Source organism: Saccharopolyspora rhizosphaerae (genome assembly GCF_003931915.1).
Taxonomy (GTDB): domain Bacteria; phylum Actinomycetota; class Actinomycetes; order Mycobacteriales; family Pseudonocardiaceae; genus Saccharopolyspora; species Saccharopolyspora rhizosphaerae.
Window position 1 is genome coordinate 1 of the sequence record NZ_RSAA01000002.1, and the last position, 26,476, is coordinate 26,476.

Sequence of the window (26,476 nt, forward strand, 5' to 3'; positions counted from 1 at the left end):
GGCATCTCGTGCTCGGCCAACCGGATCTGATGCCGACCGGACTCAGCCAGCCCCAGGTCCTTCACGGCGAACTCCAGGCCGTTGACCTTCTGCAGCTTGACGCTCATGACTTCCCTTCTGTTACTTACTGATTGGCAGCTGATGGACCAGCGGAATCAGGTGTTGAAGTACTTGGCTTCCGGGTGGTGCGCGATGATCGCGTCCGTCGACTGCTCGGGGTGCAGCTGGAACTCCTCGGAGAGCACGACCCCGATGCGCTCGGCCTCGAGCAGGTCGACCAGCTTGGCGCGGTCCTCGATGTCCGGGCAGGCGCCGTACCCGAAGGAGTAGCGGGCGCCCCGGTAGCCGAGCTTGAAGAACTCGCGCACGTCGGTCGGGTCCTCCTGCGCCACGTTGCCGCCGTTGGCCCAGGCCATCTCGCGCCGCACGCGGCGGTGCCAGTACTCGGCCAGCGCCTCGGTGAGCTGCACACCCATGCCGTGCACCTCCAGGTAGTCCCGGTAGGCGTTCTTGGCGAACAGCTCGTTGGCGTAGTCGGCGATGGGCTGGCCCATCGTCACCAGCTGGATCGGCAGCACGTCGACCTGACCGGTCTTCTCGGCCTGCTCCCGCGTGCGGAAGAAGTCGGCCAGGCACAGTCGGCGGTCGCGCTTCTGCCGGGGGAAGAAGAACCGGTGCCGCTCCTGGGCGTCGGGCTCTTCCTTGTCCAGCACCACGAGGTGGTTGCCCTCGGTGACGCACGGGAAGTAGCCGTAGACCACCGCCGCGTGCTGCAGGATGCCCTGCGTGGACAGCTCGTCGATCCAGTGGCGCAGCCGCGGCCGGCCCTCGGACTCGACGAGTTCCTCGTAGGTCGCTCCCTCGCCCTTCTTGGCGCCGCGCAGGCCCCACTGGCCGAAGAACGTGGCGCGCTCGTCGAGCAGCTGCAGGTAGTCGTTGACCGAGACGCCCTTGACCACCTTCGAGCCCCAGAACGGCGGGGTCGGGACCTCGACGTCGGCGGCCACGTCGGACCGCGTGGTGTCGTCGTAGCCCGGCTCGTCACCGGCCTCGGCCTTGCGCTTCTCGGCGATGCGCTGGGAACGCGCCCGGCGTTCCTTGCGCTCGGCCTTCTTGGCCTCCTCGGCGGCGTCCTCCTCCGGGGTCTCGCCGCGCTTGATGGCCATCAGGCGGTCCATCAGGTGCAAGCCCTCGAAGGCGTCCTTGGCGTAGCGGACGTCGCCCTCGTAGACCTCGTCGAGGTCCTGCTCCACGAAGGTGCGGGTCAGGGCCGCGCCACCGAGCATCACCGGGTACTTCTCGGCCAGCCCGCGGGAGTTCATCTCCTGCAGGTTGTCCTTCATGATCACGGTGGACTTCACCAGCAGACCGGACATGCCGATCGCGTCGACCTTGTGCTCCTCAGCGGCCTCGATGATGGCGTTGATCGGCTGCTTGATGCCGATGTTGACCACGTCGTAGCCGTTGTTGGAGACGATGATGTCGACCAGGTTCTTGCCGATGTCGTGGACGTCGCCCTTGACCGTGGCCAGCAGCAGCTTGCCCTTGCCGCCGGAGTCGTCCTTCTCCATGTGCGGTTCGAGGTAGGCCACCGCCGCCTTCATGACCTCGGCCGACTGCAGCACGAACGGCAGCTGCATCTGGCCGGAGCCGAAGAGGTCACCGACGACCTTCATGCCGCCGAGCAGGTCCTCGTTGATGATCGCCAGCGGGGCCTTCTCCTGCATGCCCGCTTCGAGGTCCTCTTCGAGGCCGTTGCGCTCACCGTCGATGATCCGCTTCTGCAGGCGCTCGAACAGCGGCAGCTTGGCCAGCTCCTCAGCGCGCGAGGCGCTGGAGGACTTGGCGGTCTGGCCCTCGAACAGCTGCATGAGCTTCTGCAGCGGGTCGTAGTCCCCGTCACGCCGGTCGTAGACCAGGTCCAGGGCGACCTTGCGCGGCTCCTCGTCGATCTTGTTCATCGGCAGGATCTTCGAGGAGTTCACGATCGCCGAGTCCAGCCCGGCCTCACGGCACTCGTTGAGGAACACCGAGTTGAGCACCTGGCGGGCCGCCGGGTTCAGACCGAAGGACACGTTGGACAAGCCCAACGTGGTCTGGACCTCGGGATGGCGCCGCTTGAGCTCCCGGATGGCCTCGATCGTCTCGATGCCGTCCCGGCGGACCTCTTCCTGACCGGTTGTGATCGGGAAGACCAGGCAGTCGATGATGATCGCGGACTCGTCGAGACCCCAGTTGGTGGTGAGGTCCTCGATCATCCGCTCGGCGACGCGCAGCTTCCAGTCCTTGGTGCGCGCCTGGCCTTCCTCGTCGATGCAGGTGACCACGACGGTCGCACCGTGCTCGCGGACCATCTCCATGACGCGGTGGAAGCGCCCGCCCGGTTCGGTGCCGTCCTCGTAGTTGATCGAGTTGACCGCGCAGCGCCCGCCCAGGTGCTCCAGGCCGGCCTCGATCACGTCGGGCTCGGTGGAGTCCACCATGATCGGCAGCGTCGACGCGGTGGCCAGCCGCGAGGCCAGCTCCCGCATGTCGTGCGTGCCGTCGCGGCCCACGTAGTCCACGCACAGGTCGAGCATGTGCGCACCCTCGCGGGTCTGGGCCTTGGCGATCTCGACGCAGTCCTCGTAGCGCTCCTCGAGCATCGCCTCGCGGAACGCCTTCGACCCGTTGGCGTTGGTGCGCTCACCGACGTTGAGGATCGAGGCGTCCTGCTGGAACGGGACGCTCTGGTACACCGAGGACACCGACGGGATGATCTCCGGGGTGCGCGGTGTCGGAGCGGTGCCGCCCACTGCCTCGGCCACCGCGCGGACGTGCTCGGTGGTCGTACCGCAACAGCCGCCCGCCAGGCGCACGCCGTAGTCGCGGACGAAGCCGGCCAACGCTTCGGCCAGCTCGTCGGGCTGCAGCGGGTACACCGCGCCGTTGGGGCCCAGTTCCGGAAGACCGGCGTTGGGCATCACCGACAGCGGGATCCGCGAGTTCTCCGCCAACACCCGCAGGTGCTCGCTCATCTCGGCCGGACCCGTCGCGCAGTTCATGCCGATCATGTCGATGCCGAGCGGTTCCAGCGCGGTCAGGGCCGCGCCGATCTCCGAACCGACCAGCATCGTGCCGGTGGTCTCCACCGTGACCTGCGCGATGATCGGCCGCTTCTGGCCGGTCTCGGCCATCGCGCGCTTGGCGGCCACGATCGAGGCCTTGGTCTGCAGCAGGTCCTGCGAGGTCTCGACCAGGAACACGTCGATGCCACCGTCGAGCATGCCCAGGGCCTGCTCGTAGTAGGCGTCACGCAGCTTGGCGTAGGGGGCGTGCCCCAGGGTGGGCAGCTTGGTGCCCGGCCCCATCGAGCCCAGCACGAACCGCTTGCGGTCCGGCGTGGAGTACTCGTCGGCGGCCTCCCGGGCCAGCCGCGAACCGGCCTCGGCCAGCTCGCGGATGCGCTCCGGGATGTCGTACTCGGCCAGGTTGGCCCAGTTGGTGCCGAAGGTGTTGGTCTCGATCGCGTCCGAGCCCGCTTCCAGGTAGCCCCGGTAGATCGAGGTCACCACGTCGGGCCGGGTCACGTTCAAGATCTCGTTGCAGCCCTCGAGGTTGGAGAAGTCGTCCAACGTGAGGTCGTAGGCCTGCAACGCGGTGCCCATGCCGCCATCGGCGACGAGGACTCGCTCGTCGATGGCAGCGAGGAAACCGCTGGGATCGTTGTGCCGGTCTGACATGCCGCTACTCCCCGTTCGTCAGCGCAGCTTCGGCCCGATGTCGGCCGCAGCTTCGTCGCCGTAGGCCTCGGCGATGCGGGCCAGGAACGAGTCCCGTTCGACGTCGTACTCCTGCGGACCGTCGGTCTCCAGGGACACTGTCGCGAGGGTGCAGCCCAGCTGCAGCGAACGCTCCAGGCTCAGGCCACCGCCCAGTCCGGCGAGGAAGCCCGCGCGAAGCGCGTCACCGACACCGGTCGGGTCGCCCTTCTGCTTTTCCTTCGGGGGCTCGACCAGCAGCGTCGGCTCGCCCTTGGCCTTGACCTGCACGCCCTTCGGGCCGAGCGAGGTGACCCACTTGCCGACCCGGCCGAGGACCTCGTCCTCGCTCCAGCCGGTGCTCTGCAGCAGGAGGCCGTGCTCGTACTCGTTGGTGAACAGGTACTGCGCGCCGTCCACGAGTTTACGGATGTCATCGCCTTCCATGCGGGCCAGCTGCTGGCCCGGGTCGGCGAGGAAGTCGTAGCCGCGGTCGCGGCACTCCTGGGTGTGCCGCACCATCCCGTCGGGGTCGTTCGCCGAGATCACGACGATGTCGAGGCCGCCGAGGCGGTCGGCGACGGGCTTGAGCTCGATCTCGCGAGCCTCGGCCATGGCGCCGGCGTAGAACGACGCGATCTGGTTGTGGTCGGTGTCGGTGGTGCACAGGAAGCGCGCGGTGTGCTTCGTCTCCGAGACGTGCACCGACCCGGTGTCCACGCCGTGCCGCTCGAGCCACGCGCGATAGTCGTTGAAGTCCTGGCCGACCGCGCCCACCAGCGTCGAGGTCACACCCAGCTTGCCGAGACCGAAGGTGATGTTGCCGGCGATGCCGCCACGACGCACCTCCAGCTCGTCCACCAGGAACGACAGCGAGACCTGCTCCAGCCGGTCGGCCACGAGCTGGTCGGTGAACCTACCGGGGTAGGACATCAGGTGGTCGGTGGCGATCGAACCGGTCACCGCAATCCGCACTTGGATAACTCCTTCACCAGGGCAGGCTGCGGGACACTGCCGTTGGGCGGCGCCCCGCAGCCTGCGAACAGCTTCGTCGGTATGGGGGGTTGTTTACAGACCCGCGGCGCTCTTCAGGGCCTCCGCGCGGTCGGTGTTCTCCCACGGCAGGTTGACGTCGCTGCGCCCGAAGTGACCGTAAGCGGCGGTCGGGGCGTAGATGGGCCGGAGGAGGTCGAGGTCACGGACGATCGCGCCGGGGCGCAGGTCGAAGACCTCGTTGATGGCCGCCTGGATCTTGACCGGGTCGACGTTCTCGGTGCCGAAGGTCTCCACGAACAGGCCGACCGGAGCCGCCTTGCCGATCGCGTAGGCGACCTGGACCTCGATGCGGCCGGCCAGGCCCGCGGCGACCGCGTTCTTGGCCACCCAGCGCATGGCGTAGGCCGCGGAGCGGTCGACCTTCGACGGGTCCTTGCCGGAGAAGGCGCCACCACCGTGGCGGGCCATGCCGCCGTAGGTGTCGACGATGATCTTCCGGCCGGTCAGACCGGCGTCACCCATGGGGCCACCGACGACGAAGCGACCGGTCGGGTTGATCAGGACGCGGGCGTCGCCCGAGTCCAGACCGGCGCGCTCCAGCTCCGGCGCGATGACGTGCTTCTGGATGTCGCCGACCAGCTGGCCGTCGAGGTCGATGTCCTCGGCGTGCTGGGTCGACAGCACGACCGTGTCCAGGCTGACTGCCTGGTCACCGGCGTACTCGACGGTGACCTGGGTCTTGCCGTCGGCACGCAGGTACGGCAGCGTGCCGTCCTTGCGGACGTTGGTCAGGCGGCGCGACATGCGGTGCGCCAGGGTGATCGGCAGCGGCGCCAGCTCGTCGGTGTCGTTGCAGGCGTAGCCGAACATCAGGCCCTGGTCGCCGGCGCCCTGCTTGGCGATCTCGTCCTCGCTGCCCTCGACGCGCTTCTCGTGCGCCTCGTCAACGCCCTGGGCGATGTCCGGGGACTGCTTGCCGATCGCGACGTTCACACCGCAGGTGGTGCCGTCGAAACCCTTGATCGAGGAGTCGTAACCGATCTCCAGGATCTTCTCCCGAACCAGGCTCGGGACGTCGATGTTGGCCTTCGTGGTGACCTCGCCGGCGACGTGCACCTGGCCGGTGGTGACCATGGTCTCCACGGCGACGCGCGAAGCCGGGTCCTGGGCCAGCATCGCGTCCAGGATCGAGTCGCTGATCGCGTCGCACATCTTGTCCGGGTGGCCCTCGGTCACCGACTCACTCGTGAACAACCGGCGGTTGATCTCACTCACGACTGCTCCTCACCTCACAAGCTCTGCAGCTTTTGATCCTTGCGTACGGTATTCAGGTCCTTCACCCGGGGGACCTCATGCACGGGCGTGGATGATGCCCCACGCGAGGTTGCCCGCCTTGCCCCCGGACACCCAGTTCTTCAGACCGGCCTTCATCTTGGTGCGGTAGGCGTCACTGATCTTGTCGGCCAGATCACCCTCTCGGGCTTCCAGTTCCTGCAGGACCCGGCCGTAGTGGGTGGCCAGGTACTCGGTCAGGTCCTCGAACTCGAAGTTCTGCAGACCAAGACGGGCCAGCTCGCGGCGGTAGAAGCCGGGCGAACCCATCGTGTCCAGGCTCAGCCGATCGAGGATCGGGCCGAGATCGGCGCGCTTGGCGGTGTCGGCCGCCATCGGGTCGGTGAACAGGAAGGACCCGGTCGGCTTGAGGACGCGGACGACCTCTTCGAGCACGCGGGGACGGTCACCGCTGTGCAGGATCGCGTCCTGGGACCAGACGATGTCGAAGGCGTTGTCCTGGAACGGGATGTCTTCGAAGGAACCGTCCTTGACCTCGATGAGCTCGTCGAGGCCTTCCGCCCGGTTGAACTCGACGTTCCGGGCGTTCTCGACCTCGGAGAGGTTGAGGCAGGAGACCTTGCAGCCGTACGTCCTGGCCAGGTAGCGGGCGGCACCACCGTAGCCCGAGCCGATGTCGAGGACGCGGGTCTCCGGCGTGATCTCGACCTGAGAGGCCATCCGCTCGACGGTCCGGCGGGAAGCGGCGTCGATGTCCTCGGTCTCCGAGTTGTAGAGACCGATGTGGATGTCGTTGCCGCCCCAGACGTGGTAGTAGAAATTGTCCGCGTCTTCGGAGTTGTAGTAGTCGCGGGCGGTGTGCACCGCGTTCGAGTAGACGTCGGAGAGTTCCTCGTCCGGACGGTACTTCTTCTCCGCGACGTGGATGTAGAAGTCCGGCTCGCCTTCCTGGTAGGTCTCCTGGAAGTCGCCGTAGGTGTCGATCCGCTGGAACCCGACCTCACGCATGAGCCGCCGCATGTAGTTCTTCCGCAGCGGGTACATGTTCAAGAAGAATTCGGATTTGTCGGGGAAGGTGTACTTGAACCTCGCCAGACCTTCATCGACGTAGTCCGGCTCCGCGGAAACGTCCTCACCCGCGTAGTAATAGGTGTGCTTGGAGCTGAATCCGTCGTCCAGGATGGAGTCGTAATTCCGCTGGTCGATGATCAGAACGCCGTCGTGCTTGAGCATGGCGTAGAACTCGGCGAGGGTCTTCCGGCGGTCCCGCTCGGAGAACAGGTGCGTGAACGAGTTCCCCAGGCAGATGATCGCGTCGTATTCGCCGTGGACGTCACGATTCAGCCAGCGCCAGTCCGCGTTCACCACGCGCAGGATGTGGCCGCCGTACTCGAGCCCGTTCTGGAAGGCCTTGGCCAGCATCTGCGGGCTGCCGTCCGCGGAGACCGTCTCGAAGCCCTCCTCGAGCAGCCGCACCGAGTGGAAACCGGTACCCGTGGCCGCGTCCAGGACGGACTTGACACCGCGAGCCTTGAGCTGGTCGATGAAGAAGCTGCCCTCGCTCTCGTAGCGCTTCTTCCAGTCGATCAGATCGTCCCACTTCTCCACGAATCCGCCGACGTACTCGTGGGTGTAGTGGTCCGACTCGCGGACCTCCAGCGGATTGTCGCCGAACACCTGCTCTTCACGGGCCACCAGATCGGCCGTGTCAGGCGAACCAGCCCCGTTAGAAGTCAGGTCGTCCACGCTCTTGGCCATTTTCACTCCCACCACTCACGTTGGTCATGCGCCAGCCCGCGAACTTCAGGCATGCGCAAATCCGTGCCCCGAGCATGTGTCTCGCGGCCGTGCGGGTCGCCACTGCGAAAAAAGGCAACACCTCCGACCGGCGCGGGCAGCCGAGAAAACGCTCAAGGCCGCAGCACCAACGCCGATCGCACTCGGTCGGCACCCTTGCCAACCGGCGCAACGCATTTCCGTGCGTCGCTTAACCAACCTAGGCGAAGGAGATCACGAAGCAAGCGTACGAACGTGTGACGGTAATCACCGCAATGCGATGATTGCGTGATTCGCGTTGTCACCCTGGGTGAAAAAATGCGCTATCACCAGGGCACTCTCGAGATGATTTTGGCGCCGGTAACGATCACGTGAGTGCAAAAAATCTTGATGAGATGTACACTAACGCGCGCCTGATGTAGCACAAAGTTCGCGCCACATCAAGAGTTCCGACCGACAAAATTCTTGTGAATAGCCGGAGCGGCGGTTGACTTTTTGCTCCTCGCACTACTTCCATCGAAGAGCGGAGCACGGATGTTACGGTGTTCGCCCGCGCAGCGCCATAGCTTTTTCCGGAGTGTCAGTCAATTGGTGCACCCGCCCTGGGATCGCCGGACCGATCCAGCGCCCGGACCAGCGAGGAGCACCGCCGACCGGGAGGGCTCAGGCCCCGGCCCGGACGGCGGCCCTGCGCCTCGGTTCAGCTCCTGAGACCGGGGAAGTCCTCGTCGCGGTACTCGGTCCGCACCCGCTCCCCCGACGCGTGGAGCTCGTTCTCCCGGCCGCGCAGCTCGACCCGCCGGATCTTGCCGGAGATGGTCTTGGGCAGCTCGAAGAACTCGAGCCGCCGCACCCGCTTGTAGGGCGCGAGGTTCTCCCGGGCGAAGCGCAAGATCGACTCGGCCGTGCGCTCGTCGGGTTCGTGGCCGGGCGCCGGCACCACGTAGGCCTTGGGCACCGACAGCCGGACGGGGTCCGGTGCGGGCACCACCGCGGCCTCGGCGACCGCCTCGTGCTCCAGCAGCACGCTCTCCAGCTCGAACGGTGAGATGCGGTAGTCGGAGGCCTTGAACACGTCGTCGGTGCGCCCGACGTAGGTGATGTAGCCGTCCGCGTCCCGCGATCCGACGTCCCCGGTGTGGTAGTGCCCACCGCGGGTGACCTCGTCGGTGCGCTCGGTGTCGTCGGCGTAGCCGGTCATCAGCCCCACGGGGCGGGGCTGCAGCGCCAGGCAGATCTCGCCCTCGTCGGCCTCCTCGCCGGTCGCCGGGTCCAGCAGCACCACGTCGAAGCCCGGCAGCGGCCTGCCCATCGACCCGAGCCGCACCGGCTGGCCGGGGGTGTTGGCGACCTGGACGCTGGTCTCGGTCTGGCCGAAGCCGTCGCGGATGGTCACCGACCACGCCCGCCGCACCTGCTCGATGATCTCCGGGTTCAGCGGTTCCCCCGCCCCGACGACCTTCTCCGGCGGCGTGCGCAGCGACCCGAGGTCGGCCTGGATGAGCATCCGCCACACCGTCGGGGGTGCGCAGAAGCTGGTGATCCGGCAGCGCTGCACCTGCTCCAGCAGGCCTGTCGGGTCGAAGCGCGAGTAGTTGTAGATGAACACCGTCGCCTCGGCGTTCCACGGCGCGAAGACGTTGCTCCAGGCGTGCTTGGCCCACCCCGGCGAGGAGATGTTGAGGTGAACGTCACCGGGTTCCAGGCCGATCCAGTACATCGTGGACAGGTGGCCCACGGGGTACGAGGCGTGCGTGTGCTGGACGAGCTTCGGCTTCGCCGTGGTACCGGACGTGAAGTACAACAACAGCGGGTCGTCCGCCCTGGTAGGACCGTCGGCGGTGAAATTCGTCTCCGCTCCGGCGCTTTCGGCGTAGGAGTGCCAACCGGTCACATCGGACCCGACGGCGATGCGGGTGTAGTCACCCGGCACGTCTGTGAACTTCGTCGCGTCGTCCGATGTGGTCACCACGTGGCGCGCCCTGCCACGGTCCACCCGGTCGCGCAGGTCCGCCGCTCCCAGCAGCGGGGTGGCGGGGATGATCACCGCACCGAGCTTCATCGCCGCCAGGATCGTCTCCCACAGCTCCACCTGGTTGCCCAGCATCAGGATCAGCCGGTCACCGCGCGCGACGCCGAGCCCGCGCAGCCAGTTGGCCACCTGGTTGGAGCGGGCGGTCATCTCGGCGAAGGTGATCTTCTGCTCCCCGCCGCCCGCGTCGACGATCCACAGCGCCAACGCGTCCGGGCGCCGCTCGGCGATGGAGTCGAACCACTCCAGCGCCCAGTTGAACTCCTCGAAGCGCGGCCAGCGGAAGCCCTCCCGCGCCGCGTCGTAGTCCTCCCGATGCTGCAGCAGGTAGTCGCGCGCGCTCAGGAACGCCTCACCAGACGATGTCGCCGGCACTCCGGCCCCCAATCTCCTCGGCTGCGCTGCCAGGAGCTGAAGTGGACCATGACCGCGGTGGGATCGGCCACCCCGACGTGCCGTCGTGATTGCTCCGATTTGCGGGTCCTGGCTCGTCAGCGTTGACTCTTCGTGCGGTTGTGGTCACTGTTGTTGATTACTGGTGATTTCCTTTCGGAATTTCCGGCGTCAAGGAGGACTCCGTGTTCCGACCCGTCACGACGATCATCACTGCTCTCCTGCTCACCTGCTCCGGAGTACCAGCATCGATGGCCACCGCCGAACCCGCTTGGCAGCCCGCGGAACCACCGCTGACCACCCCGTGGACCGACGAGGTCGGCCCGGACAACGCCCTCCCCGAGTACCCGAGACCGCAGCTGACCCGCGAGCGCTGGCTCAACCTCAACGGCCTGTGGGACTACACCGGCGGCGAGAACCCCACCGAGCAGATCCTCGTCCCCTACCCGCCGGAATCCGCGCTGTCCGGGGTGCAGCGCCACGACGACGAGATGGTCTACGAGCGCACCTTCGACGTGCCCGCCGACTGGGCCGGGCAGCGGCTGGTCCTGCACTTCGGCGCCGTTGACCAGCGCGCCGAGGTCTCGGTCAACGGCAAGCAGGTCGCCGTGCACGAAGGCGGGTACACCGCCTTCTCCGCCGACATCACCGGCGCCGTGGAACCCGGTGCGCCGCAACGGCTCACCGTCGCGGTCTCCGACGGCAACGAGACACAGCCCTACCCGGTGGGCAAGCAGCGCAACGATCCCGGCGGCATCCTCTACACCGGGGCCTCCGGCATCTGGCAGACCGTGTGGCTCGAACCCGTCGCTCCCGCGCACGTCACCGGACTGGACATCACCCCCGACCTGACCGGCTTCGACCTCACCGCCTCGACCTCGACGAACGACGGCGAGCAGGTCGAGGTCGCGGTGCGCGACATCGAAGGCGCGGAGGTCACCCGCACCACCGGCCCGGCCGGGCGACCGGTGCGCGTCGACGTCCCGCAACCGCGCCTGTGGACCCCCGAGGACCCGCACCTCTACGACCTGACCGTGCGCTTGCTCGGCGCCGACGGCACCGTGCTCGACGAGGTCGGCAGCTACACGGGTCTGCGCACGACGGGCCTGGTCCACGACGAGCAGGGCCGGCCGCGGCTGGCGCTCAACGGCGAGGTCGTCTTCCAGCACGGCCCGCTGGACCAGGGCTACTGGCCGGACGGCATCTACACCGCACCGACCGACGAGGCGCTGCGCTCCGACCTGGACCGGACCAAGGAACTCGGCTTCAACATGGTCCGCAAGCACGTCAAGGTCGAGCCGGCGCGCTGGTACTACTGGGCCGACCGGCTGGGCCTGATGGTGTGGCAGGACATGCCGTCGCTGCCGATCGACCTGGACATCCCACCGGAGGACAGCCCGCCGCCCTCGGAGGAGATGAAGGCCCACTACCGCGCTGAGTGGGTCGACGTCATCGACCAGCTCCGCAGCTCACCGTCCATCGTGGCGTGGGTGCCGTTCAACGAGGGCTGGGGTGAGTTCGACACCGCCGAGATCACCGACCTGACGCGGCGCACCGATCCCTCGCGGGTGATCAACGCCTCCAGCGGCGTCAACTGCTGCTACTCGTTGCCCGACAGCGGCGCCGGGGACATCTACGACGACCACACCTACGTCGGTCCGGGCGCACCGACGATCAAGGACGGCCGGGCGGTCGTGGACGGCGAGTACGGCGGGCTCGGGCTGGTCGAGGAAGGCCACCTCTGGCCCGGTGAGCCCGGCGCCTACGAGATGACCGAGAGCCGGGAGCAGTTGACCCGGCGTTACGGCGAAGTCAGCGACGAGCTGGTGCGCATCATCGAGGCCCACGGCTTGTCCGCGGCGATCTACACCCAGACAACCGACGTCGAGAACGAGGTCAACGGCTTCCTCACCTACGACCGGAAGGTCATGAAGCCGGACGTGGCGTCGGTGCGCGAGCACAACCTGGCAGCCATCGAGGCGGGGAGCCGGTGAGGAGTTCGATGGGATCGACGAAGATCAGCAGACGCAGCGCGTTGCTCGGGACGGCGGGCGCAGCCGGTGCGGTGGCGGCCCTGCCCGCCACGGCGCAGGCCGCGCCCAGCGGTCCCCCGACCGCGAGCGGCCACCTCTACGAGATCGGCACCGGACGGCAGCGCGTGCTGATCGGCGGCGTGGCGGCCTCGGTGCTGTCCTGGCAGGTCGATGGGCAGGAGATGCTGCTGACCCACGACCCCGACGACGTCGGCGAGGGGTACCAGGGCAAGACGATCCTGCCGTGGGCCAACCGGATCGATCACGGCTCCTACACCTTCGACGGGGAGGAGCTGCAGGTCGCGATCAACGAGCCGGATCGCGACACGGCCCTGCACGGGTTGATGAGCTTCGTGGAGTGGTCGCCGGTCCGGCACCGCTCCGATTCGGTGGTGCTCGAGCACGTGCTGCCACCGGACTACGGCTACCCGTTCCAGCTGGCGTTCCGCATCGAGTACCGGGTCGACGACCGCGGTTTCGCCAGCACCCTGCACGCGACCAACGTGGGCCGGCGACCGGCGCCCTTCGGCACCGCCAACCACACCTACCTGGCGGCGGCTCCGGGGACCAGCGTCGACGACATCGTGCTGGAGATCCCGGCCGACACCTACTACGAGGTCGACGACCGGTTGATCCCGACCGGGACCGCCCCGGTGGACGGCACCGACTACGACTTCCGCACCGCCCGGCCGATCGCGCGGACCACGATGGACACCGCGTTCACCGGCCTGCACCACACCGGCGGCGAAGCCGTGGTGCGCTTCCGGCGACCGGACGTCGACGTCGAGCTGTGGGTCGACGAGAACCACCGGTACCTGCAGGTCTACACCGACGACGACCCCAGCACCGACCGCCCGGCGCGGGCGGGGCTGACCGTGGAGCCCATGACGTTGGCGCCCAACGCCTTCGTCACCGGTGACGGGTTGATCGTCCTGCGACCGGGCCAGACCCACACCGGAAGCTGGGGCTACCGCCTCGCCTGACCGCTCGGGTCGCCGGGGGTGGGCCGCTCCAGCAACGCGGTCGGCCCCCGGCGACCCGTTAGGGTGGGCGGGTGGCCGAACACATCCAGATCCCCACGCCGGCAGGCAAGTTCGACGCGTTGACCGCAGGACCCGAGGACGGGCGCCCGGTGCTGCTGCTGCACGGCTTCCCCGAAGCGGCGGTCGAGTGGAGCGAGCAGCTGGGCGTTCTGGGCGGGGCCGAGTGCTTCGCGGTGGCTCCCGACCAGCGCGGCTACTCCCCCGGTGTCCGGCCGGAGCAGGTCGCCGAGTACCGGGTGGAGGAGCTGGTCGGGGACGTGCTGGCCATCGCGGACCACTTCGGGTGGGAGCGCTTCGACCTCGTCGGCCACGACTGGGGTGCGGCGGTGGCGTGGTCCACCGCGGCCGAGCACCCCGACCGCGTCCGCACCCTCACCGCGGTGTCGATCCCGCACCTGGACGCCTTCACCCGGGCGGTGCGCGAGGACGAGGACCAGCAACAGCGCTCGGCCTACATGCAGGCGCTGCGCTCCTCCACCGCCGAGAAGACGCTGCTGGCCGACAACGCCGCCAAGCTCCGCCGGATCTACTACCCGGGCGTCCCGCAGCACCACGTCGACGACTACGTGCAGCGGCTCACCGAGCCGGGCGCGCTGACCGGTGCGCTCAACTGGTACCGGGCGTCGCGGTTCAACGGCGAGATCGGGCCGATCACCGTGCCCACCCTCTTCGTGTGGAGCACCGAGGACGTGGCGGTCGGCTCCACCGCCGCGCTGGCCACCGAGCAGCACGTGACCGGCCCGTACCGGTTCGAGATGCTGCAGGAGGTCTCGCACTGGATCCCCGAGGAAGCGCCGGACTCGCTGACCCGGTTGCTGCTGCAGCACCTGCTGGCCCACCCGGAGTGATCTCTTGCCGGTGGCGGTCCGGGCGGTGAGCATGACATCCGTCCGGTTTTCCGACGCGCCGTAGGAGTGCTCGTGAAGGGTTCCGAAGGCCTGCTGGCCACCGCCGCAGCCGCTGGGGTCGACGTCTGCTTCGCCAACCCCGGCACCACCGAGATCCCGCTGGTCGAAGCCTTCGACCAGGTCCCCGAGGTACGGGCGGTGCTGGGCCTGTCCGAGGGCGTGGTCACCGGTGCCGCCGACGGCTACGGTCGGATGACCGGCAGGCCCGCGCTCACCCTGCTGCACCTGGGTCCGGGCTTCGCCAACGGTATCGCGAACCTGCACAACGCGCGTCGGGCTCGTACGCCGATCGTCAACCTCATCGGTGAGCACGCGTCCTGGCACCAGTCCGCCGACGCCCCGCTCCACAGCGACATCGAGTCGCTGGCCAAGCCGGTGTCGGGCTGGGTGGGTCGCACGAGCTCGGCCGCCGCGGCCTCCGGCGAGTTCGCCGAGGCCTACCTCGCGGCGCTGCGGAACCACTCCCCCGCCACGCTGATCGCCGCCGCCGACCACATGTGGAGCCAGGGCGGCGTGCCCGCCACCGCACCCGCTGCTCCGCAGCGCCCGCAGGGGGACGAGCAGCAGATCGCCGAGGTGGCCAAGGTGCTCGCGGCCGGACGCCGTCCGGTGCTGCTTCTGGGCGGACAGGTCGTGGAGAGCCCCGAGGGCATCCGCACCGCCGTCCGGATCGCCGCCGCCGCAGGTGGGGCGGTGCTGGCCGAACGCGGCAGCGCCCGCGTCGAACGCGGACCAGGCATCCCGCCGGTGCCGGTGCTGCCGTACTTCCCGGAAGCGGTGACCGAAGCGCTGCAGGGTTACTCCGACCTCGTCCTCGTGGGAGCGCGCACCCCGGTGTCGTTCTTCGGCTACAAGGGCCAGCCCAGCCACCCGCTGCCCAGCGGGATGGCGGTGCACGAACTGGCCGACAGCGACGCCGATGCGCTCCACGCCCTGGCCGCTCTGGCCGAGCGGACCGGCAGCGCGGCGGAGGAGCCGCCGCACGCCGAGCGCCCGGAGGTGGTGGCTCCGGCGGGTCCACTGGACGCGGACGCGATCGCGGCGGCGATCGTGCTCACCCAGCCGGAGAACTCGATCATCGTCAACGAGGGCGTCTCGTCCTCGGCGTCCTACCCGGCGATCGCCGACGCCGCGCCCGCGCACTGCGAGCTCTCCCAGACCGGCGGCGCCATCGGGATGGGCATGCCGGTGGCCACGGGTGCCGCGATCGCGCGCCCGGACCGCCCGGTGATCAACCTGCAGGCGGACGGCAGCGCCGCCTACACCGTCCAGGCGCTGTGGACCCAGGCCCGCGAATCGCTCAACGTCACCACGGTGATCTGCTCGAACTCCCGGTACCGGATCCTCGACCACGAGCTGCAGCGCGCGGGCATCGACGACCCCGGTGCCGCGGCGGCATCCATGACCAGCCTGGCCGACCCCGCCGTCGACTGGCTGTCCGTGGCGCGGGGTTTCGGCGTGGAAGCCGTTCGCGTCACCACCGGCGAGGACCTGCTCAAGGCCCTCGGCCGGGCCCACGGGGAGCACGGCCCCCACCTGGTCGAAGCCGTGCTCTGACGCCGACGAGCCCCACCGCGTGGTGCGGTGGGGCTCGTCGTGGTCGTGACCCTGGACCGGTCAGATGGTCCAGGTGTCGTTGCCCGTCAGCAGCTTCTGCAGGTCGGCGGGTTTGCCCGCCTGCGCCTGGGAGACCTGCTCGCGGGCGAGGTCGTCGTAGGTCGGCCGCACCGTGTTCCGGAAGATGCCCGTGATCGCCGGGTTGAGCTCCTGGCCGCCGAGGCGGGACAAGGCGAAGGCCAGCGACGGGTCCTCCCGCTCGGCGTCGTGCACCACGACGTCGTCGAAGTCCACTTCGGACAGCTTGGCGACGCGCAGGCCGTCCGCGCCCTGCACCACGCCGTACTGCTCGTCCTCCGGACCGAACACGATCGGCTCGCCGTGCTGGAGGGAGACGATCCGGCGCTGCCGCTCCTCGTTGTCCTTGAGGACGTCGAAGGCGCCGTCGTTGAAGATCGGGCAGTTCTGGTAGATCTCCACCAGCGCGCTGCCCCGGTGCTCGGCGGCGGCCTTGAGCGTCTCGGTGACGCCGGCCCGGTCCGAGTCGATCACCCGCGCCACGAACGAGGCCTCCGCGCCCAGCGCCAGCGACACCGGGTTGAACGGGTGGTCCAGCGAGCCCACCGGGGTGGACTTGGTGACCTTGCCGACCTCGCTGGTCGGCGAGTACTGGCCCTTGGTCAGCCCGTAGATCCGGTTGTTGAACAGCAGGATCTTCAGGTTCACGTTGCGGCGCAGCGCGTGGATGAGGTGGTTGCCGCCGATCGACAGCGCGTCGCCGTCACCGGTGACCACCCACACCGACAGGTCCTCCCGGGAAGTCGCCAGGCCGGTCGCGATGGCCGGGGCGCGCCCGTGGATGGAGTGCATCCCGTAGGTGTTCATGTAGTACGGGAACCGGGAGGAGCACCCGATGCCCGAGATGAACACGATGTTCTCCCGCTTGAGCCCCAACGAGGGCAGGAAGCTCTGCACCGCGTTGAGCACGACGTAGTCACCGCAGCCGGGGCACCAGCGCACCTCCTGGTCGGACTTGAAGTCCTTGGCCTTCTGCGGCGCATCGGCGGCCGGCACCCCGGCCAGTCCGCCCAGCGACGGCATTCCCAGCTCGGTGGCGGTCACGCGGACACCCCCTGCACGACATCGATGAGCACGTTCTGCAGTTCTTCTGCTTGGAAGGGCAGGCCTGCGACCTTGGTGTAGGACTGCACGTCGACGAGGTAGCGGGCGCGCAGCAGCGTCGCCAGCTGGCCGAGGTTCATCTCCGGCACGATCACCTGGTCGTAGCCGCGCAGCACCTCGCCGAGGTTGGCCGGCATCGGGTTGAGGTGGCGCAGGTGCGCCTGGGCGACCGGCAGGCCCTGGGCCCGCACCCGCCGGCACGCCGCGCCGATCGGCCCGAACGACGAGCCCCAGCCCAGCACCAGCACCCGGGCCTCGCCCGAGGGGTCGTCGACGGTGACGTCGGGGACGTCGATGCCGTCGATCTTGCGCTGCCGCAGCCGGACCATGTGGTCGTGGTTGTCCGGGTCGTAGGAGATGTTGCCCTTGCCGTCGGCCTTCTCCAGGCCACCGACCCGGTGCTCCAGCCCCGGCGTGCCCGGCACCGCCCACTCGCGGGCGAGGGTCTCCTCGTCGCGCACGTACGGCCAGAACTCGCCCGAGCCGTCGGCGGCGTTGGGTTCGGTCGCGAACCGCACGCGCAGGTCCGGCAGCGAGGACACGCCCGGGATCAGCCACGGCTCGGAGCCGTTGGCGATCGCCCCGTCCGACAGCAGCAGCACGGGCGTGCGGTACTCCAGCGCGATCCGCGCCGCGTCCAGCGCGATCTCGAAGCAGTCCGCCGGCGAGCACGGCGCCAGCACCGGCACCGGCGATTCGCCGTTGCGGCCGTGGAGCGCCTGCATCAGGTCGGCCTGCTCGGTCTTGGTCGGCAGACCGGTCGAGGGCCCCCCGCGCTGGATGTCGCACACCAGCAGCGGCAGCTCCAGCGTCACCGCCAGACCGATCGTCTCCGACTTCAGCGCCAGACCCGGACCCGAGGTGGTCGTCACACCCAGCGAACCGCCGAAGGACGCGCCCAGGGCGGCACCCACACCGGCGATCTCGTCCTCGGCCTGGAACGTGGTGACGCCGAAGTTCTTGTGCTTGGCCAGCTCGTGCAGCACGTCCGAGGCCGGGGTGATCGGGTAGGTGCCCAGGAACACCGGCAGCTCGCTGCGCTGCCCGGCGGCCACGATCCCGTACGCCAGCGCGGCGTTACCGGTGATCTGCCGGTAGGTGCCCTCCGGCAGCTTGGCCGGGGCGACCTCGTAGGTCACCGCGAAGGACTCGGTGGTCTCGCCGTAGTTCCACCCGGCCCGGAACGCCAGCACGTTGGCCTCGGCGATGTCGGGCTTCTTGGCGAACTTCTCCCGCAGGAACCGCTCGGTGCCCTCGGTCGGCCGGTGGTACATCCACGACAGCAAGCCCAGGGCGAACATGTTCTTGCACCGCGCGGCGTCCTTCTTGCCGAGCCCGGTCTCCGCCAGCGCACCCTGGGTCAGCGTCCCCATCGCCACCCGGTGCACCGCGTAGAGGTCGTCGAGGACCTCGCCCTCCAGCGGGTCGGCGTCGTAGCCGACCTTGGTGAGGTTGCGCTTGGTGAACTCGTCGGTGTTGACGATGAGGATCCCACCATGCGGAAGGTCCGCGAGGTTCGCCTTCAACGCGGCCGGGTTCATCGCCACGAGCACGTCCGGCCGGTCACCCGGGGTGAGGATGTCGTAGTCGGCGAAGTGCAGCTGGAAGCTCGACACACCCGGCAGCGTGCCCGCGGGGGCCCGGATCTCGGCCGGGAAGTTCGGCAGCGTGGCCAGGTCGTTCCCGAAGGCCGCGGCCTCCGAGGTGAAACGATCGCCGGTCAGCTGCATGCCATCACCGGAATCACCGGCGAAGCGGATGACGACCCGGTTGAGCTGCCGGGTGCCGTTCGTCCGGTGTCCGTTCGTCGCGCCCAATTGATCCGTTCCCCTTCAATTGCAGGCAACGTTCGTCTAGTGGCGAACGATACAGGTAGTGGCGTGGCGGCGATCACGGAGTCGATCTTGCCGATCACCGTCTGCACGCCCCCACGCGGAACGATCCAGTTCCGGATTCCCGCGCAGGCTGGAGGACCTGTATCGATGGTGCAATCCCGGACTGCGCGGACGCCACGACGGGGAGACCGGGAATACTGTGATCTGCCACACGATCAGCACTTCTCCTGGCGTGCGGCGACGATCGCTCAACTGGCCGATGCCCAGCTGGGCCCCCGTCGGCTTACATCTCAGGCCGGACCACCAGTCCGGTCGAGCCCGACGTGGAGGAACCATGCCGCTGCATCCGGAAGCCGAGTCGTTCGTCGCGCAGATCCGGGAGCTGGCTCCCGACCTCGGTGGCGAGCTGGCCGATGCCGCGACGGCCCGCCGCTCGGCGAGCGCGCGTGGCCGGCAGCGCCCGCGGCCGGACGTCCAACGGGTCGAGGAGCGGCTCATCCCGGGCTCTTACGGGGTCGACGTGCCGGTGCGGATCTACTGGCCGAGCACCGAGGTCGGCGTGCCGGTGGTCGTGTACTTCCACGGCGGCGGCTGGGTCGTCGGCGACCTGGAGACCCACGACAGCTTCGCGCGGTCGATGGCCAACGGGACGGGTGCGGTCGTGATCTCCGTGGACTACCGGCTGGCCCCGGAGCACCGCTACCCCGCGGCTGTCGAGGACGCCTACTCCGCCACCGTGTGGGCCGCGGCGCACGCCGAAGAGCTCGGCGGTGACGCCTCGCGCCTGGCCGTGGCCGGTGACAGCGCGGGCGGAAACCTGGCGACGGTCACCGCGCTGCAGTGCCAGGAGCGCGGAACCCCCGACTTGGCCTTCCAGCTGCTGCTCTACCCGGTCACCGACCACGACTTCAGCACACCGTCCTACGTGGACAGCGGCCCGGACTGCCTGCTCACCAAGCAGGACATGATGTGGTTCTGGGACGAGTACGCGCCGGACCTGGAGGTTCGCGACCACCCGCACGCCTCCCCGCTACGCGCCGACGACCTGACCGGACTGCCACCCGCGCACGTGCTCACCTCGGGCAGGGACCCGCTGCGCAGCGAGGGGCAGCGCTACGCCGAACGGCTCGCGGAAGCGGGCGTGCCGACGTCGACCCAGCACTGCCAAGGCCTGTTCCACGGCTTCGCCCCGGACGCCGAGCGCATGCCGGTGGCCGCTGCGGCGATGCGCGAGGTCTACGCGGTGGTCCGCGCCGCGCTCGGCTAGCGCTTGCGCGCTCCCGGTGGTGCGCTGGAGCTACGCGCGGAACGGGGGTGACCGAGGTGACTGACGAGGTCGATGTCGTGGTGGTCGGCATGGGACCCGGCGGCGAGGACGTTGCGGCCAGGCTCGCACGTGCCGGGTTGTCCGTGGTCGGCGTGGAATCACGCCTGGTCGGCGGCGAGTGCCCGTACTACGCGTGCGTGCCCACCAAGATCATGGTGCGTGCGACCGACGCGCTCGCCGAAGCCCGACGGGTGCCGGAGCTGGCGGGGTCGAACACGGTGACGCCGGACTGGTCGCCGGTGGCCGCGCGCATCCGCGACGAGGCCACGACCGGGTGGAACGACGAGGCCGCCGTCCGCCGCTTCGAGGACGCCGGAGGCCGGCTGGTGCGCGGCGTCGGCAGCATCACGGCTCCGGGCGAGGTGACCGTGGGTGAGCAGGTGCTGCGCGCTCGGCGCGCCATCGTGCTCAACCCGGGCACCGAACCGGCGGTCCCGCCCATCGAGGGCTTGGCCGGCACCCCGTACTGGACCAACCGCGAAGCCGTGGCCGCCGAACGGGTCCCGCAGTCGCTGATCGTGCTGGGCGGCGGCCCGGTCGGCATGGAGTTCTCGCAGGTCTTCGCCCGTTTCGGAGCCGAGGTCACCCTCGTCGAGGCCAAGCCGCAGCTGTTGCCGCTGGCCGAGCCCGAAGCCGCCGAGGTCATCACCGACTGCCTGCTGGAGGAAGGGCTGCGCGTGCGGGTGGGCAGCACCGTGCAGGGGGTGCGGCACGACGGGACCTTCCACGTCACGACCGAGGGCGAGGAGTTCGAGGCCGAAGCCCTGCTGGTGGCCACCGGTCGGCGCACCGACCTGCGTGCCCTGGGCGTGGCGGCGGTGGGACTGGACGACTCGGCGGGGACGATCGACGTCGACGAGCGGATGCGCGCCGCCGACGGCGTGTGGGCGGTGGGCGACGTCACCGGCCGTGGCGCGTACACGCACACCTCGGTGTACCAGTCACGGATCGCGGCGGCCGACATCCTGGGGGAGCCCAGCCCCCCGGCCGACTACCGCGCGATGCCCTCGGTGACCTTCACCGACCCGGAGGTGGCGTTGGTCGGGCTCACCGAGACCCAGGCCGTCGCCGAGCACGACCGCGTCCGCACCGCGCTGTCCCGGTTGCCCGAGTCGCCCAGGGGCTTCATCCACAAGGTCGGCAACGAGGGGTTGGTGAAGCTGGTGGCCGACACCGGGCGCGGCGTGCTGGTCGGCGCCACGGTCGTCGGGCCCGCCGGCGGCGAGATCGTCGGCGCGCTCGCCGTCGCGGTCCACGCCGAGGTCCCCGTCGCGAGCCTCAACGAGATGATCTTCGCCTACCCCACCTTCCACCGAGCGATCCAGCCAGCGCTCGAAGAGCTCGCAGCGTCCTAGTGGGCGCGACGGGAACCGCGTGCTCCAGGGTGTGGCGATCACACCGGCGCCGCCGCAGGTTCTGAAGGCGTCGTGGCGGGCACGCCGGGCCGCCGCGCGTTCGAACGCAGCAGAGTGGCGAACCGCCACGCGGAGCGAGCTTTCACCGGGGGCTAGTCGCGGCCGCCGCTGCGGTTGCGCTTGCGCTCGTACATGTCCTGGTCCGCCGCGTGCAGCAGCTGATCGCGGGTCACCTCGGGGTCGTTGGTGATGGCGTGGCCGACGCTGGTGCGCAGCTCTACGGTCCGGCCGCCGATGGTCACGTCCCTGTTGAGCTGCTGCTCGATGCGGTCACGCAGCGCCGCGGCCTCGGCCGCGGTGTTGACGACGGTCACCACGACGAACTCGTCGCCCCCGATGCGGGCCACCGCGTCGCCTCCGCGCACGGCGCCCTGCAACGCCTTGGCGGCGGCGACGATGACCTTGTCGCCGGCCAGGTGGCCGTAGCGGTCGTTGAAGGGTTTGAGGTCGTCCAGGTCGGCGAGCACGACCAGCAACATCCCGTCCCCGCTCGCGATCCGCTTGAGCCCGAGGTCCATCAGGTCGGACAGCAAGGTGCGGTTGGCCAGCCCGGTGAGCGGGTCGTGCAGCGCCAGCTGCGCCAGGTGCGCGTCGGCGAGCCGGCGTTCGCCGACGTCGTCGTACTGGCTCACCACGAACGCGGGCGCTCCGTCGGCACCGGGAACGGCGGTGGCGCGGATCAGCATCCAGATCGGGTGGCCCTTCTTGTGCCGGTAGCGCTTCTCGATGCTGAGGGTCTCCACGACGCCGTGCACGAGGTCCTCGAGCAGGGCAGGGCCCCGGTCGTCGTCCTCCTCGTAGGTCACCTCGCTGAAGTGCATGCCGACCATCTCGTCGCGGGTGTAGCCGAGCATGTCGCAGAGCGTGTCGTTGACCTCGGTCCAGTGGCCCTTCAGGTCCAGCAGCGCCATGCCGATCGGCGCGTTGTGGAAGCTGCGCTGCCAGAGCAGTTCCGCCTCGCGACGGCGGGTGATGTCCTGGCTCTGCGACAGGAAGCGGACGGGTTCGCCGTTCTCGTCGCGGATGAACGAGCGCGACACCAGCACCCAGATCACGCTGCCGTCGGCGCGGATGTAGCGCTTCTCCAGCGGTTCTTCCGCTTCGATCGGGCCTTCGTCGTCGATGTCGTCCGGGTGTGTGATGGCCCGGTAGTCGAGTCCGATCAGCTCATCCCGCGCATAGCCCAGCATTCGGCAGAACGCCGCGTTGACGTGCAGGTACTTGCCCTGCAAGTCGAGGATCGCCATGGCCGCTGCCGACTGCTCGAAGAGCGTCTGCCACAGTGCGGCGTCGGCGTGCTCGCCGCTCGGCTCCGAGGGGATGGACATACGGAACGAACCATAACCGCCGGGCAGCAGGACCGCATCGAACGACGGGGACGACGGCTACGCGCAGGGCGCTGAACACGGTGCGTTACGATCCGGCCACGGTTCAGTCGAGCGCGGAGCGTGTGCGATGGCGGGAACTTCGGTGGGGCGCGCCGCCGATCAGATCCGGCGGATGATGCGCAACCAGGAGCTGCTCCCGGGCCAACCGCTGCGCCAGGAAGCCCTGGCCGAACAGCTGGGCGTCAGCAGGGTCCCGGTCCGGGAAGCGCTCAAGTCGCTGGAAGCCGAGGGCGTCGTCCGCCACCGGCCGAACGTGGGCTACACGGTGACCCGCCTGTCGGCCGACGAGCTGCAGCAGTCCTACCTGATGCGCGCCGCGCTGGAATCGACGGTGTTGCGCCGGGTCCCGCAGCTCACCGATGCGCAGCTGTTCGAACTCCACGAGCTCAACGAGCGCATCGAGACCGCGTCGGAGGCGGCCGACGTCTCCCGGATGACCGAGCTCAGCCACGACTTCCACTTCGCCGTCTTCCGCACCTCCGGCTTGGACCTGATCGTCGACGAGATCGAGCGGATCTGGCGGATGACCGAGCCGTACCGGGCGGTCCACCTCTACGACCAGGCGGTGCGGCGGAAGCTGGTGCGAGAGCACCGCATGCTGATCGACGCGCTGCGCAACGGCGAGCTGGCCGCTGCGATCTCGATCCTGGACTCCCACCGGCACTCCGCGTCCGGCGCCGAGGTCGTCGTCCCCGCCGGGTAGGAGCTGCGCGGCACGCAGAGCTGCTCAGGTCCTGCCCGCACGACCCTCAGAGCGATTCGATGCGAGCCGCGATGCCGTCGAGCACCCGGCGCAGGCCGTACTCGAACGGCGCGTCGGACTCGCGCGGGCGGTGCTCGGCCATGGCCGACAACACCTCGGCGACGGTCGGGAACCGCTCCTGCTGCCCGTGCTCGGCCAGCAGCTCCAGGCTGACCATCTTCGACCTGCCGGGCGCCCGTTCGGGCCTGAACGGCGCGCTGCCGCGCACGAACCCGTTCACCAACAGCACGGTGTTGAGCATCTCGGCGTGGTCGAGCCCGGTGCCGCGCAACGCCGCGAGCCCGGCTTCCAGGTAGGCGACCTCGTTCGGGCCCATCACCCGCGGCTTGGTCACCAGCGTCAGCGCCCAGGGATGGCGTTCGAAGACGCTGACGTTGGCCCGCGCCCACGTCTCCATCGCCGAGCGCCAGCCGGTCCGCTCGCCGATCTCCGGTGGAGCCCCGATCGCGGCGTCGAGCATCAGGCTGATCAGGTCGTCCTTGCTCGGCACGTAGCGGTACAGCGACATGGTTCCCGCGCCGAGCTCGGCTGCCAGCCGTTGCATCGACAGCGCTTCCAAGCCTTCGGAGTCGGCGAGTTCCACGGCGCCGTCGACGATGCGCTGCAGGCTCAGCGTGGGTTTCGGCCCCCGCGGTGGGCGGGCCGCGCTGCCCCAGAGCAGCTGCACGCCGCGGGACTGGACGTCTCGATCGGTCATCGCGGTCCATCCTCGTGCTCGACGTCGGCGTGTTCGCCGCGCGTAGAGGCTACGCCGATCGGGTTACGCGCCCCAACTTCCGCGTGGCACGTCGCGCCCCACGAGTCCGGTTCGGCGGCATCACCCCCAGCCGATGCCGCCGAACCGCCCCGACCCCGTCGCGCACGCACTCCCCCATTGCGTGCAACATACGCACATTAGCGTACGACCTTCCCGCGCGTGATCGAAATCCGATGTTCACAGGAGCTCGACCGGGACGTCGACGTGACGAGCCCGCAGGAACTCGCCCACCGCCTTGCCGATCGGGTCGACGCGCAGGTTGCTGGAACCGCCGGTGCCCAGCAGACCGCGCAGCACGAAGTGCACGGCACGCAGGTTCGGGAACTCGTGGCGCACGATGTCGAGGCCCTTGGCCTCGGGCATCAGGCGGCGCAGCTCCTCGGCGCTGAGCGCGCTGCGCAACCACGGCCAGGCAGCCGGATCCGTCACCCACAGCCCGACGTTGCTGTTGCCGCCCTTGTCCCCGGCCCGGGCGTGCGCGAGGCGTCCGAGCGGCACGCGCCGCGTCCGCGCGGGTTCGAGCTCGTCAGGCTCGGGATGCCCGGGCTGCACCACGTGCTCGGTCCTCGGCGGCGGTGCGACGGGCAGGCGCGTGCCGTCGTCGAGCACGACGACGTGCTCGACGACGTCGACGTCGACCAGCGCGGGCCAGTAGTCGACGCGGGTGCTGGGCGTCGCGGCCTGCCGAGCGGCGGTGTCGGTGAAGAAGCCCGGGATGCTCGACAGGTACAGCTCACCGATGCCGGAGACGAGGCGTTGCAGCGGTTCGCGTTCGGCGGCGGTGGCCATGATGCGCACCTGCACGGTCGCGTCCCACTGCCGTTGCGGATCGTCCGCGGCGGTCCCGAGCGCGCAGACGTCCAGTTCGGCGTCGGCACCGGCGAGCAGCGAGGCGGCCTGTTCCCGGACCAGCGCGACCTTGTCGTCGATGTCGAGCCCGGTGGCGTAGAGCGTGGTGACGATCTGGTGGCCGATCGGGGCGAACAGCGCGACCTTGGTGGTGGGCGGCGGTGGCGATCCGGTCGTGCCGGACAGCTCGACCCGGTCCGGACCGACCTGGCGCAACCGCACGGTGTCGAGGTGCGCGGTGACGTCCGGGTTGAGGTAGCGGGGTCCCTGGATCTCGTAAACCAGTTGCGCGGTCACGGTGTCCACGGTGACCGCGCCGCCGTCGGTGGAGTGCTTGGTGATGGTCGTGGTGCCGTCGGCGCTGATCTCGGCGATCGGGAAGCCGGGTGCTGCCGCACCGGGTATGGAGGCGAAGCCGGAGAAGTTGCCGCCGGTCGCGTGCGGACCGCACTCGATGACATGGCCCGCGACCACGGCAGCGGCGAGCCGGTCGAAGTCGGTGCGTTCCCAGTCGTGCCACCAGGCGGCCGGACCGGTGGTCAGCGACGCGTCGGTCACCCGCCCGCAGACCACGACGTCGGCTCCCGCGCCCAGTGCGGCGGCGATGCCCCAGCCCCCGAGGTAGGCGTTGGCGGCGACCGGACGCACGCCCCAGTTCGCGAGCGGCTCCCCGGTGTCCATGCTCGCCAGCTCGTGCCCGCCGGCCTGCAGCTCGTCCAGCCGTCCGAGGACGTTGTCGCCTTCGACGTGCGCGACCCGCAGGCCCACCCCCGCCTCGGCGATGAGCCGCCGGGTCGCTTCCGCCAACCCCGACGGGTTGAACCCGCCTGCGTTGACGACCACGCGCGTCCCGCGCTCGGCGATCGCGGACAGGTGCGGACCGAGCTGCTCCAGGAAGTACTCGACGTAGCCGCGGGAGGGATCGCTGCGGTGCCGCGCGGCGAGCATCGCGAGGGTGAACTCGGCTAGGTAGTCACCGATGAGCACGTCGACCGGCTCCCCGGCCATCGCCTCGTCGAGCGCACTGCGCCGGTCCCCCAGATAACCGGAGAAACCCGCGATCCGAATCGGCCCAGCCATCGATCCACCTCATCCGGGGTTGGCGAACTCCACGGTGACGCTAAGCACAGTGAGGCGACCGGCACAAGCAGGCGACCGGGCGGTGATCTTGACGCGCGCACGGCAGCGG

18 protein-coding genes are annotated in these 26,476 nt (G+C 69.4%); 7 read left to right on the plus strand and 11 right to left on the minus strand.

What is annotated here, in order from left to right; all coding sequences use genetic code 11:
* From EIL87_RS27295 to EIL87_RS02425, 6 genes are all read right to left on the minus strand, one after another.
* Positions 1-107, minus strand: a 107-nt coding sequence (locus tag EIL87_RS27295) for an adenosylhomocysteinase (protein ID WP_148101511.1), incomplete at its 3' end; no start/stop codon positions are given.
* A 48-nt stretch (positions 108-155) separates the two neighbouring features.
* The gene (gene metH, locus EIL87_RS02405; protein ID WP_125088484.1) at positions 156-3,722 is read right to left on the minus strand and encodes a methionine synthase; all 3,567 of its coding nucleotides are present in this window, start codon (positions 3,720-3,722) and stop codon (positions 156-158) included.
* A gap of 18 nt (positions 3,723-3,740) precedes the next feature.
* On the minus strand, positions 3,741-4,715 hold the full coding sequence (locus EIL87_RS02410; protein WP_125088485.1) for a carbohydrate kinase family protein: 975 nt from the start codon (positions 4,713-4,715) through the stop codon (positions 3,741-3,743).
* Between the two features lie 93 nt (positions 4,716-4,808).
* Positions 4,809-6,011, minus strand: a complete 1,203-nt coding sequence (gene metK / locus EIL87_RS02415) for a methionine adenosyltransferase (protein ID WP_125088486.1) — start codon at positions 6,009-6,011, stop codon at positions 4,809-4,811.
* 75 nt (positions 6,012-6,086) lie between these two features.
* Positions 6,087-7,787: a glycine/sarcosine N-methyltransferase gene (locus tag EIL87_RS02420; RefSeq protein ID WP_125088487.1), complete on the minus strand. Its 1,701-nt coding sequence runs from the start codon at positions 7,785-7,787 to the stop codon at positions 6,087-6,089.
* Positions 7,788-8,505: 718 nt separating this feature from the next.
* Positions 8,506-10,212: an AMP-binding protein gene (locus EIL87_RS02425; protein ID WP_125088488.1), complete on the minus strand. Its 1,707-nt coding sequence runs from the start codon at positions 10,210-10,212 to the stop codon at positions 8,506-8,508.
* 269 nt (positions 10,213-10,481) lie between these two features.
* On the opposite strand from EIL87_RS02425, the gene EIL87_RS02430 reads away from it, so the two are divergent.
* The 4 genes from EIL87_RS02430 to EIL87_RS02445 all read left to right on the plus strand — a co-directional run bounded on the left by EIL87_RS02430 (position 10,482) and on the right by EIL87_RS02445 (position 15,771).
* On the plus strand, positions 10,482-12,224 hold the full coding sequence (locus EIL87_RS02430; protein ID WP_125088637.1) for a glycoside hydrolase family 2 protein: 1,743 nt from the start codon (positions 10,482-10,484) through the stop codon (positions 12,222-12,224).
* Positions 12,225-12,232: 8 nt separating this feature from the next.
* Positions 12,233-13,246, plus strand: coding sequence for an aldose 1-epimerase family protein (locus EIL87_RS02435; protein ID WP_125088489.1), 1,014 nt, complete (start codon positions 12,233-12,235; stop codon positions 13,244-13,246).
* Positions 13,247-13,317: 71 nt separating this feature from the next.
* Positions 13,318-14,154, plus strand: a complete 837-nt coding sequence (locus EIL87_RS02440; protein WP_125088490.1) for an alpha/beta fold hydrolase — start codon at positions 13,318-13,320, stop codon at positions 14,152-14,154.
* A gap of 72 nt (positions 14,155-14,226) precedes the next feature.
* Positions 14,227-15,771, plus strand: coding sequence for an acetolactate synthase large subunit (locus EIL87_RS02445; protein WP_125088491.1), 1,545 nt, complete (start codon positions 14,227-14,229; stop codon positions 15,769-15,771).
* A gap of 60 nt (positions 15,772-15,831) precedes the next feature.
* On the opposite strand, the gene EIL87_RS02450 is transcribed toward EIL87_RS02445, so the two are convergent.
* A complete protein-coding gene (locus EIL87_RS02450; protein WP_125088492.1) occupies positions 15,832-16,893 on the minus strand; it encodes a 2-oxoacid:ferredoxin oxidoreductase subunit beta in 1,062 nt (353 codons plus the stop codon).
* Positions 16,890-18,770, minus strand: coding sequence for a 2-oxoacid:acceptor oxidoreductase subunit alpha (locus tag EIL87_RS02455; protein WP_125088493.1), 1,881 nt, complete (start codon positions 18,768-18,770; stop codon positions 16,890-16,892). The genes EIL87_RS02450 and EIL87_RS02455 overlap by 4 nt, the downstream gene beginning before the upstream one ends.
* 352 nt (positions 18,771-19,122) lie before the next feature.
* Between EIL87_RS02455 and EIL87_RS02460 the strand changes: the two genes are divergently transcribed.
* Positions 19,123-20,055, plus strand: coding sequence for an alpha/beta hydrolase (locus tag EIL87_RS02460; protein ID WP_125088494.1), 933 nt, complete (start codon positions 19,123-19,125; stop codon positions 20,053-20,055).
* A gap of 56 nt (positions 20,056-20,111) precedes the next feature.
* Positions 20,112-21,470, plus strand: a complete 1,359-nt coding sequence (locus EIL87_RS02465) for a dihydrolipoyl dehydrogenase family protein (protein ID WP_125088495.1) — start codon at positions 20,112-20,114, stop codon at positions 21,468-21,470.
* A 152-nt stretch (positions 21,471-21,622) separates the two neighbouring features.
* On the opposite strand, the gene EIL87_RS02470 is transcribed toward EIL87_RS02465, so the two are convergent.
* Entirely contained in the window at positions 21,623-22,858 is a 1,236-nt protein-coding gene (locus EIL87_RS02470; protein WP_125088496.1) for a sensor domain-containing diguanylate cyclase, read from the minus strand.
* Between the two features lie 127 nt (positions 22,859-22,985).
* On the opposite strand from EIL87_RS02470, the gene EIL87_RS02475 reads away from it, so the two are divergent.
* A complete protein-coding gene (locus tag EIL87_RS02475) occupies positions 22,986-23,621 on the plus strand; it encodes a GntR family transcriptional regulator (protein WP_125088497.1) in 636 nt (211 codons plus the stop codon).
* A 46-nt stretch (positions 23,622-23,667) separates the two neighbouring features.
* Here the strand turns inward: EIL87_RS02475 and EIL87_RS02480 are convergent, their stop codons facing one another.
* A complete protein-coding gene (locus EIL87_RS02480) occupies positions 23,668-24,378 on the minus strand; it encodes a TetR/AcrR family transcriptional regulator (protein WP_125088498.1) in 711 nt (236 codons plus the stop codon).
* Positions 24,379-24,615: 237 nt separating this feature from the next.
* The gene (locus tag EIL87_RS02485; RefSeq protein ID WP_125088499.1) at positions 24,616-26,367 is read right to left on the minus strand and encodes an acyclic terpene utilization AtuA family protein; all 1,752 of its coding nucleotides are present in this window, start codon (positions 26,365-26,367) and stop codon (positions 24,616-24,618) included.
* Positions 26,368-26,476: the final 109 nt, after the last annotated feature.